The 14,274-nt window shown below is 48.7% G+C and carries 13 protein-coding genes; all 13 read right to left on the bottom strand.

Annotation, left to right across the window (positions count from 1 at the left end; genetic code table 11):
- Window positions 1-144: 144 nt before the first annotated feature.
- On the bottom strand, window positions 145-1,488 hold the full coding sequence (locus H8S75_RS01410; RefSeq protein WP_187018766.1) for an ABC transporter substrate-binding protein: 1,344 nt from the start codon (window positions 1,486-1,488) through the stop codon (window positions 145-147).
- A gap of 19 nt (window positions 1,489-1,507) precedes the next feature.
- A complete protein-coding gene (locus H8S75_RS01405; RefSeq protein ID WP_187018764.1) occupies window positions 1,508-2,437 on the bottom strand; it encodes a transketolase family protein in 930 nt (309 codons plus the stop codon).
- Window positions 2,418-3,275 (bottom strand): transketolase, encoded by an 858-nt coding sequence (locus H8S75_RS01400; RefSeq protein ID WP_187018761.1) that lies wholly within the window; start codon window positions 3,273-3,275, stop codon window positions 2,418-2,420. The genes H8S75_RS01405 and H8S75_RS01400 overlap by 20 nt, the downstream gene beginning before the upstream one ends.
- Before the next feature lie 22 nt (window positions 3,276-3,297).
- Window positions 3,298-4,200, bottom strand: a complete 903-nt coding sequence (locus H8S75_RS01395; protein WP_243270148.1) for a sugar phosphate isomerase/epimerase family protein — start codon at window positions 4,198-4,200, stop codon at window positions 3,298-3,300.
- Complete coding sequence (rpiB, locus tag H8S75_RS01390; RefSeq protein WP_187018760.1) at window positions 4,181-4,636, bottom strand: ribose 5-phosphate isomerase B; 456 nt, start codon at window positions 4,634-4,636, stop codon at window positions 4,181-4,183. The genes H8S75_RS01395 and rpiB overlap by 20 nt, the downstream gene beginning before the upstream one ends.
- 53 nt (window positions 4,637-4,689) lie before the next feature.
- Window positions 4,690-5,691 (bottom strand): LacI family DNA-binding transcriptional regulator, encoded by a 1,002-nt coding sequence (locus tag H8S75_RS01385; RefSeq protein ID WP_187018758.1) that lies wholly within the window; start codon window positions 5,689-5,691, stop codon window positions 4,690-4,692.
- 365 nt (window positions 5,692-6,056) lie between these two features.
- Window positions 6,057-7,289, bottom strand: a complete 1,233-nt coding sequence (locus H8S75_RS01380) for an alpha/beta hydrolase family protein (protein ID WP_187018756.1) — start codon at window positions 7,287-7,289, stop codon at window positions 6,057-6,059.
- On the bottom strand, window positions 7,289-8,509 hold the full coding sequence (locus tag H8S75_RS01375) for an MFS transporter (RefSeq protein ID WP_187018754.1): 1,221 nt from the start codon (window positions 8,507-8,509) through the stop codon (window positions 7,289-7,291). The genes H8S75_RS01380 and H8S75_RS01375 overlap by 1 nt, the downstream gene beginning before the upstream one ends.
- 118 nt (window positions 8,510-8,627) lie before the next feature.
- Window positions 8,628-9,587 (bottom strand): ABC transporter ATP-binding protein, encoded by a 960-nt coding sequence (locus tag H8S75_RS01370; RefSeq protein WP_187018751.1) that lies wholly within the window; start codon window positions 9,585-9,587, stop codon window positions 8,628-8,630.
- Window position 9,588: 1 nt separating this feature from the next.
- Window positions 9,589-10,590 carry an ABC transporter ATP-binding protein gene (locus tag H8S75_RS01365; RefSeq protein WP_187018749.1) on the bottom strand — a complete coding sequence of 334 codons (1,002 nt, stop codon included), beginning with the start codon at window positions 10,588-10,590 and terminating at the stop codon, window positions 9,589-9,591.
- Between the two features lie 22 nt (window positions 10,591-10,612).
- Window positions 10,613-11,470: an ABC transporter permease gene (locus H8S75_RS01360; protein WP_187018747.1), complete on the bottom strand. Its 858-nt coding sequence runs from the start codon at window positions 11,468-11,470 to the stop codon at window positions 10,613-10,615.
- A complete protein-coding gene (locus tag H8S75_RS01355; protein WP_187018745.1) occupies window positions 11,451-12,419 on the bottom strand; it encodes an ABC transporter permease in 969 nt (322 codons plus the stop codon). The genes H8S75_RS01360 and H8S75_RS01355 overlap by 20 nt, the downstream gene beginning before the upstream one ends.
- A 10-nt stretch (window positions 12,420-12,429) precedes the next feature.
- Window positions 12,430-14,085 (bottom strand): ABC transporter substrate-binding protein, encoded by a 1,656-nt coding sequence (locus H8S75_RS01350; protein WP_187018743.1) that lies wholly within the window; start codon window positions 14,083-14,085, stop codon window positions 12,430-12,432.
- Window positions 14,086-14,274 lie beyond the last annotated feature (189 nt).

Here is a 14,274-nt window from a genome sequence, read left to right as displayed (position 1 = left end):
AAACAGCGAATAGTAAAAATTTTGAAAAATAGGAATAATGTCCACGCAAACAACAAGCAGGATGGCAGGCAACATAAACAGCAGTGATTGATAAAAAATTCTTTTTCGCCTGACCATAGATATTCATACTCCTTCTCTTCAGATTTATTTCATGCTCTGATACTCTTCATTAAGCCAGTCAATCATCTGTTTTGTGTCAATCTGACGGCCTACAAATTCCTGAAGTTTCTTTTTCCAGTTGTTAGACATTCCCGCCGGCCACCGGTCATGAGCGCCCAGCGCAAATTTTTCCGTACTCACAAATTTACTGTAGAAATCCTGTAAAGCAGGATCCGTTCCAGTTGCAGGCACATCCGTCAAAATTGTAGGCTGCGCATTGTCGCGATACAAAGCCTCATTGACTTCCGGATCAGACCATATTTCCATGAATCGCCTCGCCGCCTCCTTGTTTTTCGATTTGCTGCTCACTGCAAATCCAAGACCACTCTTCCAGTTGGCATACAGTTCTTCACCTGCATTATTAACGGGTGTAGCTGTCAACCCCAGATTCATGTCCGGAGCAACCTTTCTGATTTCCGATATTGTGGAAGATGTGTGAATCATCATTGCCGTTTTTCCCGTTGCAAAATCGGCAATTGCCTGGGAACTGTCTGTCGACAGAATTGCATCTCCAAAATATTTTTTGTCCAGTAGAGTACCATATTTATCAAACAGTTCAACCCAGCCCGGATAAGAGAAGTCCAGTTCTCCAGAAGCAAGCTTTTTATCAAAATCTGGTTCTCTGCCATATCCCAGTGTTGCAAAAGCTGAATTCGTATATCTCATAATTACCCAGTCATCTTTGAAACCTGATGCGAATGGCTGCACTCCATTTTTCTGGAATGTCTCGCAGACTGCAAGCAGCTCATCAAAATTCTGCGGCACGGATAACCCCAACTGATCAAACAGGTCCTGGTTATAAAGAAGTCCTTCTCCGCCTACGTTAAAACACATGGCGTACAGGTCGTTTTCATAAGAGAATTCAGAATTAATGGTTCCTGGTATTCTGGAAACCCATGGCTCATCCGTCAATTTTTCCAAATAACCTTTTTGTGCATAGTCAGACGTACGGCTTCCCGGCCAGACCGTCATAATATCCGGCGCTTCTCCGGCTGAAAGTTTTGTTTTAAGTACAGTCTCGTATTGGGTTGCCGAACCCAGTTCTACATTAATCTTCAAATTTGGATTTTCTTCCTTCATCTTTTCTACGACAGGATTTATATCCATTGATCCAACATGCACAAAAATATTCAGTTCTCCGGTAAGCCCTTCTTCCTGCTTTTTGGCTCCTACTGTCTTATTTTCTGACTCTGTCACAACCTGACTGCCAGAAGTCGTCTCCCCGCTCGCCTTTGTCTGACTGCTTCCCGAACCACATGCTCCCAAAACGGCCGTACAGCATAGTGATAATGCAACTGCCACGATTTTCATTTTTCCGCTTTTTCTCATAACGAAACCTCTTTCCTTCTCACTTTCTGTGAATTATCTGTTTACACACTCCTGTTATCTTAGCTATTCCTAATCCAAACTTATCCAGTAATTCCTCATAGGCTCCCGATTCGGCAAATGTCTCAATTCCGATAAAATCCATGGGAACGGGATATTTTCTTACTATGACTTCTGCCACTGCACTGCCCAGCCCCCCAAAAACAGAATGTTCTTCTACTGTAACAATGGCTTTCGTCTTTTCTGCATACTTAAGAATTAATGCTTCATCAATCGGTTTTATTGTATGCAGATCGATCACAGCAGCACTGATTCCCTGTTCCTTCAGTCTTTCTGCCGCCTCTAAGTAGCGTGATACAACGGTTCCGGTTCCGATCAAAGTCACATCACAGCCCTCCTGGCATACAATCCCTTTACCAAGCTGAAAATTGCAGCCATCTTTATAGATTACAGGCGCCTCGGCCCTGCTGAGTCTTAAATAGACAGGCCCCTGATATTCCGCCAGTATTTGAACTGCTGCCTTCGTCTCTGCCGCATCGCAGACAGATACCACCGTCATGCCTGGTATCGCTCTCATAACAGCAAGATCCGTAATTGCCTGGTGACTGGCTCCATCAAAAGAATCAGATAAGCCACAGTATGCTCCAGCCAGTTTGACATTCAAGCTGTCATACGCCAACATACTCTGAATCGGATCCAGTGCTCTGGAGGTCATAAAAACCGCAAACGTATTCACAAATGGAACAAATCCTTCTATCGCCAGTCCTGCAGCAGCATTAACCATCCCCAGTTCACAAATCCCCATATTAAAATATCGTTCCGGGAATTCGCCTCCAAAAACAGAGGATTTTGTAGAGCCTCCCACATCAGCTTCCAGAGCAACTACTCTTTCATTTGTTCTTCCCAGTTCTGCCAGTGCATTTCCATAAGCATCACGAATGGAATCCCCCATTCCACTCCCCCCTCTCTATACCCAGTTCCTGCATCGCCCGTTCGAATTCTTCATCATTGATTGCTTTTCCATGCCACTGGTGCCTGCCTTCCATGAAGGATATCCCTTTTCCTTTTATGGTTTTTGCAATGACAATTGTTGGCTTCTCTTTGCACTCTCCTGCAATCCGAATGGCCTCAATAATTTGAGAAATCTGATGACCATCACAGTTTACCACATTCCATCCGGCCGCCTCCCACCGTTTCGTTAAATCTCCAGGCGGCATAATTTCTTCCAATGTGCCATCCAGCTGAACACCATTAAAATCGAGAATAGCGGTTAGATTATCAAGTCTGTACTTGGCTGCCGCCGCTGCTGATTCCCAGACAGCACCTTCCTGTATTTCCCCATCCCCCATGACTACATAAATTCTGGCATCACTCTTCTTCAATTTTTCTGCCAGTGCCATCCCAAGACCTGCTCCCAGTCCCAGCCCTAACGGTCCGGAAGAGCATTCAATACCTGGAGTCTTATGACGGCACGGGTGCCCCTGCAGACGGCTTCCGGTTTGACGAAATGTGGTCAGCTCCGCAGCAGGAAAGAACCCTTTTTCTGCCAGAACACAGTACAGAATCGGTGCCGCATGTCCTTTGGAAAGTATTAGACGGTCTCTCCCTTCTCGTTCGGGATTCTTTGGATCCACTCTCATGATCTCATAGTACAGGGCTGTCAACAGTTCCACACAGGATAGGGATCCCCCCGGATGCCCAGTTCCTTTGCTGTGCAGAAGTTCAATTAACTCCCTGCGGAAATGCCTGCACAGTTGGTCCAAATCCGCTACACTACGGACCCTCTCCATTGTTTTTATATCCCCCTTTCTCTCAATTTACTGGAACACACCATGGCAAAACGTATTCTATCGCCTTCTTAACCGCCATGTCCGGATCATTTCCCGGCAGTATTTCCATCGATATCCACCCATTGTAATCCGCCGCTTTCAGTGCTCCGAATATCTCTTCAAAATCCAGATGACCAAAACCGGGAGCAAGCCTGTTTGAATCGGCTATATGTACATACTTCAGCCATTTTCTGTTTCTTATAAAACTTTCACCAATCCGGTCATCTTCAATATTCATATGGAAGACATCCGCATGGAGCCCCCCATTTGAGTAGCCAGAACGAGACAAAAACGCCGCCCCCTGATCCAGGTTATTAATAAAATTCATCTCGTACCGATTCACCGGTTCTATCAGAACCTGAATTTTCTTTCTTTCAGCATAGCTGCATAACTGCTGAAAAGCATCTGAAAAGAGTTTTTCTGCCTCCTCTTCTGATTGTCCTTCCCCCACCCCCCCTCTGACCCGTCCGATGTTGATTAACTCACAGTAATCAGATGCCATATCGATAAGCTGCTGATAAGCAGAAACAGCCTTTTTCCTGATATCCGGGTCGGAATGTGTAAAATACAGATGATCTTCTGCAAACATCCGACCGGTGGTAATACAGCTTACCTCCATCCTGCTTTCAGCCAACCATCTTTTTAAATCGCCGGCGGCCACATCCATCGCGGACCGCATTGCCAACTCTACCCCATCATAACCAAATTCTGCGGCCTTTCGTATCGACTTTTCAAATCCACGCCAAACTACAAACGCAGAATCTCCTGCCTGATCACTGCCAACGGTTACTGCAATCTTCACACCGCTTCCTCCATTTCTTCTTTTCGCTTCCTCCATTTCTTCTTTTCGCTTCCTCCATTTCTTCTTAAATTCTGTCGTTATCAAGCGCTTCAATCATCCCCAGAGAAATCGAGTGACGTCCCCCTTCAAATTCTGTACTCAGCCAGTTCTCCAGAATATCCAGTGCTTCCAATTCTCCGGTTATTTTTCCTCCTAAGCACAGTATATTGGAATCATTATGTGCCCTGGTTATTCTCCCCATATAACTGTCAGTACAAAGTGAAGCCCGAACCCCTTTAAAACGGTTTGCCACAATACTCATGCCAATTCCAGTAGAACAGATCAGTATTCCTTTTGATGCACGGTGTTCCGATACCGCCACAGCCACCGCTTCTGCATATGTGGGATATCTCACGATCTCCGCGGAATTTGATCCCACATCCTTATATGGAATCCCTTTATGATCAAGGCAGTCTTTAATCGCCTGCTTTAGAAGATAACCGCCATGATCACTACCAATGTAAATTAATTCTTTTTGCATGACACCCTCCTTCTTAAAATGAAACGTTTCATTTTTAAGTTAAATAAAATCTTTTATGCATATCCCACACTATCCCTGAAAACCAGTCTCGTCTCCAAAATTGTTTTCATTCCATTTTTCGGTGTTTCTCCATTCATACAGGCAAGCAGCATATTCATGCTTTCGATTCCAATTTCATACTTGGGCTGATGAATTGTGGTGAGTGCCGGTGTGCACAAATTACTCATGTCTATATCATCAAACCCAAGAATTGAGAGTTCCTCCGGTATACGAATCCCTTTTTCCAGAGTAGACTTGATTGCTCCCAAGGCCATCAAATCATTGGAAGTAAAAATTGCGGTGGGCGGATCATCCAACTGCATCAGCTGCCTGGCCGCTGTATATCCGCTCTGCCAGTCATAGTTCCCGCTGATCACATATTCAGGCCGATAATCAAACCCATAATCCGCAAGACATCTTCGATAAGTCTGCACCCTGCATTTGCTGGAATAGGATTCCAGAAGTCCGCTGACAAATGCAATTTTTTTATGTCCATACTGTCGAAGCAAAGTCATTCCCTGAATAATCCCCTGTTCGTCGCAGACATTAATCACATGAAACTCTGTGCCTATGTCTTCTCCTACATCGACCAGAACCAGGGCTGTGTGTCTGTTTAATTCCTGCAGCTCCGTCAGGTTCATCTGAGGCTTCACCAGAATAATACCGTCAACCCCTTTGCTCAAAAGTTCGTCCACATACCGATGTTCCTTGCTGACATCTCTGTCATCGTTGCACAAAAAAACTGTTAAAGATGCGATCCGTGCCGAATCCGACACTCCCCGCGCCAGCTCCGGATAGTATGGATTCGTTATACTGGGAATAATCAGTCCAATATTTTTCGACGTCTTCGTTCGAAGGAAGCTCGCAGCCATATTATACTGAAACCCTACTTTCCGAATTGCTTTTTGAACTTTCTCCTTGTTTTCTTTTTTCACATTGGGCTTGCCGTTTAAAACGTTGGAGACCGTTCCTAACGATACACCAGCTTCTCTTGCTACATCCTTTATCGTAGACATAAACTCCACCTCTGGACTGACAAACTATCCAATACAATGTATTTTTAAAACGTTTCATTTATTTATGAAATAAGTGTAACTCACTCTGATTTTGCAGTCAATACTGCATTATTTTTTCTATATTAAGGTCATTATATCGACCTTATTTTGTGCAGTATTACCTGTTTTTTTGACATTTTTCGCTTACAGATATGAAATGTTTCATTTCTAATATTATTTCGGCTTGTTCATTTGGGAAATGCCAGAGATATTACAGATTTTCAGACGAGAGCAGATACTAGAACAATATTTAAAAGGAACGGCAGTTGCACAACCTCCGTTCCTTTTTCTACTTATTAACAATCTGCAGCACCGTACAGTTCACTTCAGGAGCAGCAATACTCCTCCTCCACAATCCTCCCCGTCCCACTGTCTCTCCGGAACTGTCTGAAGAAGTCCCACAGCAGCTCCGCCATGAGAACAGGCGGCCAGTGGGGATTGTTTTCCACCGCAACATAACGGAACGCGTTTAAGTTATCCCGGTTCCAGATATTCAGTGTGTAGTATTTATAGCCGTAGTGCCAGGTGATCTCCTCTTCATCTCCGTAGAATCCCAGGACGTGGTGGAGTTCATCCTCCGGCGTATTTAGATAAGAGAGGCACGTCCCGGCGTCTCTTGGTTCGCAGTTCAGGGTATCCATGCGCATGTTCAGCCGGCGTATCATCCATTCGTGCTTGTCCTCGCCCTCAGGCGGAACCGGCATGTCGCTGAATCTGCGGCGGCCGCCGTGAATCCGGGTCGGGTCCTTGGAGTCGTCGCGGCGGTCATCCAGATACGTTTCCCCGCTGCATTCTCTTCCCCAGTCCTTTCTCGGCCTCCAGTCATTGACCGGAACGAAGCTGGAGGCCTCGCACACGCCTACCACCTGCATGAGGGGTACCAGGGCGTCCTTTAAGTTCTGTATTTCCTCCGGTGTGTAGGGGACGTTGAAATTATCATATTCCCTGTAGATATCATTGCCGCATGGTCCCACTGCCGTCAGCTTCTGAGGAATCCGAAAATAGGTGGAGGTAACCTGGTAACCGCCCTGGGAATAGCCGCAGAGATAGACACGCTCCCGGTCCAGGGGGTATTTCCCGCCGATGAAATCCAGCACGCGTTCAAAATTCTCCCAGTTGGTATTCTGCAAATAGGCCACCATGAATTTATCTCTTCCCGCCAGCTCGGCAAAGCCAAGGGAAAATTCCTCACACTCAATGGAATTGCCGCCGCCGTGGTTATAGAAGACAATCGGATATTTCTTCTTTTTGCCTTCCTCTGTCTCCATTTCCAGAGGTGTCAGGATCACCCAGCGGGCGTAGTAATCATCACCGTCGTACATCTCTTTCTTCAGGCCGCAGGCCCTGTAATACTCCATTGCGGCCTCGCCCATGGCGTCGTGTTCGTATTTAAAACGGAGCTGCATCCGTCTGGCACATTCTTCCCCGTACGGACTGTTAATCATGCTGTCGATATCCGCGCTGCCATTATGGGCTGTATGGAAATATTCCAGCACTCTGGCAAACTTCTCCCCTGTCTCCGGATTCGTCTCCGGAGACCAGTAATCTTTTCGATTCATCAAACTGCCTCCTCTTTCGCCTGACCGGCTGAATGAATACTGTTTCGGAACACGAGCACGATAAGCAGTGCCAATGCTACCGGGATGATCATGATTCTCCACATGGCCGCATAGCCGAAACGGCCTGCAAGAGATCCTGCAATCAGCGGTCCCACCAGGTTTCCGAGGTCCTGGCCGATGTAGTTGGTGGAACTGCCGGCTCCCCGCTTTTCCTTTGGTACACATTTCATGCACAGCGTCTGTACCGACGGCTGGCAGGCGCCGTATCCGAACGCCGAGACAAAGGCCGCCAGCAAAAACATCCAGATGTTGGTTGCAAAGCTGATCAGTAAAAATGCCAGCGCAAAGAAGAACATGGCGGGAATAAATATCTTTACCAGACCGTGTTTATCGCCGAATCTGCCGATCACCGGTCTGGTCACCAGGAGCGTTACGGCATAGACAGTGAAGAAATACCCGATGTTCATGCCGCATCCCCTTTCCTCCGCGTAAATAACGAGAAAGGTTGTGATGTTGTAATAAACCATACAGAGCAAAAACATCAGCACGGCGGGGAGTATGGCCTCCTTGGCGATAATGCTGTCCAGGGAAATACTGTACCGTTTCACGGCTTTGACATGCTTGTTGCGGATCCGGCTGGCCGCCACCGCCGCCAGGCACATGGTAACCGCGCCGATCATAAACGTGTAATGGTAGCCGATCGTTCTGGACAGCGACAAACCGATGGTGGGCCCTATGGACTGGCAGATCACCTGGGCCAGGGAAAAATAGGATATACCGGTTCCCAGACGATCCGGAGGCAGCGTGTCCGTAGCCAGCGCCAGACAACACGTAGCCGAAAACGCCTGCCCCGCCCCCTGAAGCAGCCTGCTGGCCAGAAGCACCGGGATGGACCCGGAAAAGCTATATCCGGCATAGGACGCCGCCATGACCAGCATGGCGCATACCAGAATATACCGTTTGTTGAACGTATCAATGGCAGGCGCTGCAAAGATCTTGAATATCAGCGCCGTGTAAGCAAACGCGCTGGTCACCAGACCCACGATAATGGGCGCGGCTCCCAGATGGTTGGCGTACTTCGCCACCAGGGTATTCATCATCTGCTGCCCCATGAACATCAGCATATTGGCGATAAATACGCTGATAAAGGAAGCGTTCCATATTTTATCAGGGACCTTTTCTTCTGTTTTGCCTGTTTTCAGTGCTATACTACTGCTCATTTCAAGTCTCCTGTTCTGCTGATATTGTTCTGCTGATATTGTTCTGCTGATATTGTTCTGCTGATATTGTTCTGCTGATACTGATCCGAAAAGGTTACCGTCCCTTCTGCCAGTAACGTTAAAGACCATTGATTTCTCCGGCGCGGCAGCAGGAAACGAAATGGTTTGGCAGCAGTTCCTCCAGATGCTGCGGCTCGTGGCATTTGCCGCACACGTAGGGGCATCGGGAAGCGAATCTGCAGCCTGGTTTCGGATTAACCGGGGAGGTGATCTCCCCTTTTAAGATGATCCGCTCTCTCTTCGCATGGATATCCACCGACGGAATCGCGGAGAGCAGCGCCTTGGAATATGGGTGCAGCTGCTTTTTAAACAGCTCTTTCGACGGTGCCGTCTCTACCAGCTGGCCTAAATACATGACGCAGATATCATGGGAAATATGGCGTACGACCGACAAGTCATGAGTAATAAACATGTAGGTTAGATGGTATTCATCCTGTAAATCCATGAGCAGATTCAGAATCTGCGCCTGGATGGACACATCCAGGGCGGATACCGGCTCGTCACATACCACAAACTTCGGATTTAGGGCCAGCGCCCGGCCGATTCCCACACGCTGGCGGCGTCCGCCGTCCAATTCATGGGGATATGCATTTCTAAGACGCTCTTCGATTCCCACCAGATCCATGAGCCGGACGGTCTCCGCCTCTAAGGAGCCTCTGTCCGAGAAACGTTTCGACAGAATCAATGGTTCCTGGATAATGGTTTTTACTGTCATACGCGGGTTTAAGGAAGCATACGGATCCTGAAAAATGATCTGCATTTTCTCTCTGAGCTGCATCAGCGCCTTATCCTTCACCTTTGTCACGTCTTTTCCCTCGAAGTAAATCGAGCCCTCCGTGCTCTGCAGAAGATGGATCATCGTCCGCCCCAGAGTGGATTTACCACAGCCTGACTCACCGACCACCCCCATGGTACGGCCCGGCATAATTTTGAAGGATATATCGTCCACCGCGTGTACTTTTCCTTTTGGAGAATCAAAATGTTTTTTTAAATTTCGTGCTTCGATCAATGCTTCCATGTCAATCCTCCTTTTTCTGAACTGCACCCGCTATTAAACAGCGCGTCAAATGGCCAGGTTCCATTTCTTTCAGGGGAACCGCATGCTTACTGCATTCTTCTGTGGCATGGGGGCATCTTGGGTTAAACGAACAGCCTTCGGGCAGATGGACGGGATCCGGCGGCAGGCCCTCGATGGGATTCAGCCTGCGGACCTCCTTGCTCAAATCCGGCAGCGCGCCAAATAGCCCCTGCGTATAGGGATGGGAAGGATTGTCGTAAACAGCTTCCTTCGATCCGTACTCAATGATCTCCCCCGCATAGACCACCGCTACGTCGTCCGCCACATCGGCGACGACTCCCAGGTCGTGGGTGATCATGATCATGGCCGTATTCATCTTGTCTCTCAGCGCCTTGATCATCTCCAGAACCTGGGCCTGAATCGTCACATCCAGAGCCGTTGTCGGCTCGTCCGCCAGCAGCAGGTCTGGACTGCAGGCCAGCGCCATGGCTATGACCACCCGCTGCTTCATTCCGCCTGAAAACTGGTGCGGGTAATCGTTTACGCGGTCATCTGAGATGCCTACCATGTTCAGCATGTCACAAGCACGGTTTAAAGCTTCCGCCCGGCTTATCTTCTGATGCTGCCGGATTCCCTCGGCGATCTGCTCTCCCACCCGTTTGACCGGGTTAAGCGCTGTCATCGGGTCCTGAAAGATCATGGATATCTTATTTCCCCTGACCTTCCGCATCTCGTCCTCTTTCAACTGCAGCAAATCCACGCCGTCTAAATACACGCTTCCGGACGGCACTCTGGCAGGCGGATCGGGAAGGACGCGCAGGATTGCCTTTGCAATGGAAGTCTTGCCGGCTCCCGTCTCTCCGACCAGCGCCAGCGTCTTCCCCCTTTCCAAATGAAAGGAGACGCTGCTCACCGCATGTACGACTTCTCCCTCCATCGTATATTCCACGACCAGATCCTTTACCGACAGGAAGGAATCTGTTTCGATCTTTTCATTTTTCATATAAACACCTCTTTGTTATGAGTTACTTATTCAGCTTCGGATCAAGTGCATCACGGACCGCGTCCCCGATCAGGTTAAACGACATGACGACAATCATAATAAACACGCCGGGACAGATCATCAGATACGGGTACTGCCGCACGTAGGATCTGGCATCGGACAGCATGGCTCCCCATTCTGGAAGCGGCGGCTGAACGCCAAGACCGATATAGCTTAAGGTCGCTGAGACGATCAGGCCGCCGGCGATCGCCAGGGTGCAGTGGACGATGAACGGCGTGATAGCATTGGGGATGACGTGCCGGAAGATGATTCTCGCATTTCCGCAGTTGATGGACTCCGCCGCCTCTATGTATTCCAGTCCGCGGATGGCTAAGATATTGGCGCGGATCGTCCGGGCAAAGTTGGGGATTCCCGCGATTCCCACTGCCAGAACCGTCTTAAAGAACCCAGCTCCCAGAACGGAGGACACGCAGATAGCCATGAGCACCTGGGGAATGGAGTGGAATATATCCAGGAAACGCATAATTAAGTTATCCACCTTTCCTCCAAAGAACCCGGCAATGGAGCCCAGAATCAAGCCGCCGGTTCCCGAGATGGCCACGGATACAATACCGACAGAAAGGGAGAAGCGTCCGCCGTATAAAATTCTCGAAAGCATATCTCTGCCCATGGAATCCGTTCCCAGCCAGTGATCCCTTGAAGGCGGGGCAAAGGCATTCTGCAGATTCATTTCCGCGTAGTTATAGCGGCAGATATAGGGGGCCAGGATAGCCAGGACCGCCAGGATAATCAGAATGGACAGGCCGAACATGGCTTCTTTCCGCTTTACCATTCTTCTCAAAAAGATCGAAAACATGGATTCACTCTTTATTTTTCCCATTCTTTGTACTCCTCTGCTTATTCTCATACTGGGCTTTGATTCTGGGGTCGACATAGGCGTAGATGACATCCACGATCAGCATGACCACACTGAAGGTGATCGCCGAGAAGATGACGGATCCCTGTACCGCCCCGTAATCGCGGTAATTGATTGCCTGCACCATATAGGTGCCGATTCCGGGAATTGTAAATACGTTTTCAATGACAATAGCACCTCCTAAAAGTCCGGAGAACTGTGTGCCTGCGTAGGTGATAATCGGAATCATGGAGTTCGGAAGAATATGCCCCATAAGGACCTTCTTCTCACTTACTCCCTTGGCCCTCGCCGTCGTTACATAATCCGCCCGGATGCACTCCAGCACGCTGGACCGCGTCTGTCTGGCGAATCCGGCGATTCCGCCGAAGGAGTTGGCGATAGCCGGAAGGATATAGAATTTCAATCCTCCGATTCCATAAGAGGGGAGCAGCCCCAGCTTCATGGAAAATAAAAGTACCAGCAGAATCGCCAGCCAGAAGGATGGCATGGATACGCCAAACATAGCGACGATCATGGAAGCACGGTCGGAAACCGTATTCTGGTGGGTTGCCGCGATAACCCCAAGCGGCACCCCCACACAGACGGAAATCAGCATACTGGCCACGGCCAGCGTAAATGTTCTGGGAAAGCGCGTCAGCATATCGGCTGTCACGCTGGTTCCGTACTGAAAGGACGTTCCCAGGTCAAAGCGTAAAAATACTCCGCTGGCGTAATTCCAGAACCGGTGGAGATACGAGCCGTTTAAGCCCAGCATCTCCCTCGCCTGTTCAATCTCCGCCTGTGTTGCACTGGACCCAAGCATGATGGCCACCGGATCGCCGGGAATGAAGAACATAATCGTGAAGATCAGGAAGGTCACGCCCACAACAACCGGAATCAGCCACAGAATTCTTTTTGCAATATATTTACCCATAGAATAGACCTCACTTAAAATTCGTATAGTCGCACGCCGGTCCTACCAGCTGTCCCCACGGGTGATTGACGAGACCGATGGTATCGCGTCCTACGGAGAAGGTATAGGATTGATAGAGTCCATATGCGTATGCATTGTCACGGACGTAATCATGGAGCGCTTCTACCGTCTCGTCGCCGTGCGTGCTGATTTCATGGGCCGCTTCTACCAGCCCCTGCAGTGTTTCATCCTTTACGAAGCACTTCGGAGCTTTCCCATCCGCGCCCGCGTCAAAAATTCCATCGTAAATACTCGTTACGTAGCACTCGGTTCCCTGAATGAATACGTATAAATCCCACTGGGCCGGGTCATACTGATACGCTGCCAGCAGAGAGTTATCGTAGGCATTGATTTCTGCATCCAGTCCTGCTGCGATTAACTGGCTCTGGATCACCACAGCGGTGTCCTTGTACTGCTGGTCGATCATAAGGCGGATATGGAGAGGCGCTCCCGTCGCCGGATCAATTCCTCCCGGATATCCCGCCTCTTCAAGCATGGCTTTCGCTTTGTCCAGATCGAAATCATAGTAATCTTCCTCATTCCATTCCGGATTGTAATCGCCGCACAGCTTATCCCCTAAATCCTTGATTGCCTCGCCGTTACCTCTTAAGCCGCCGGCAATGATATCTTCCTGATTGATGGCGTAGCAGATGGCCTGACGCAGCGCCAGGTTACCGTCAAACATCTGGCCTTCATCCATGTTGAACGCGAGAAGCATAGGGGCTGAGGATAATACCTTGTTTACACTATAGCCATCGGTTGGCGTGCCGTCCTGGTTCATGAAGTAACCGATCTCCGCGTTATTGCAGACGGTAATGATGTCGTTCTCTCCCATTTGAAGGGCAATGGTCGCCTGGCTGGCCTCTGTGACAACATTGTAAACAAGCTTGTCCACGCCCTGGTCATACGCGTTGGCTGTATAGCTCCTTAAGTTCTTATCCGTCTGCCAGTAATCCGGATTTTTCTCCAGCATGTAATAGGAACCAGAGACACATTCTGTCACCTGGTAGGCTCCTGAGGTGATAGGCTTTGTGGAAAACTGATCTTTATGTTCCTCATACGTCTTCTGGCTCACGATACAGCACTGGGCCAGCATATATTCAAAGGCGCCAACGGTAGTTGTCTTTAGCTTGACCTCCAGATGATTGTCGTCGATCACAGTGGCCGATTCCATGTAGTTTGTAAACCTCGTGAAGTTGCCCGATTCGGAAATGCTGTTTAAACAGAACACCACATCACTCGCATGAATCGGATTCCCCAACGCATCGTGTATGTAGTCGTAAAGCTCGATCTCGAAGGTTACATCATCCTTCTGCTCGATGTTCTTTGCCAAAACCCACTGCATCTGATCCCAACTGGTTCCGAAATCCTTAAATATGGCGATATTGTCATAGACTGCATACCGCAGGAAATTGCGCCCCTGTGTGGGCGGTGCAAACGGGTCTAAGTCCCCCATTGTAGTTGTCATTGCAATGTTGACGGTTTTAGATCCATCTGTGGAAGCTTCCTTCCCCGCCGGAGCCTTTGCCGCCGCTGCTTCACCACTCCCCCCATTGCCTCCGCATGCTGTCAGACTGCCCAGCATGGTCACCGCCATAGCCGCTGCCAATACTTTTTTCAGCTTCATTATACCTTCCTCCTTGTTCTGATCACGATTGTGACCGCCTGTGTTTGGCTTCTCCGATGTTCAAGATACATTTCAAATACAAATTCATATCTAATTCATCTTACACAAGATTACCATATTAACGCCATTTTTCAATGGTATTTTTTCACAATTATGCCGGTTTATTTTTATGTAATTTGCTATTTTATC

The sequence above is a fragment of the Hungatella hominis genome (genome assembly GCF_014288005.1).
GTDB lineage: Bacteria > Bacillota > Clostridia > Lachnospirales > Lachnospiraceae > Hungatella > Hungatella effluvii.
The sequence above is the reverse complement of the archived record's forward strand: the minus strand, read 5'-3'. Positions and strand labels throughout refer to the sequence as shown.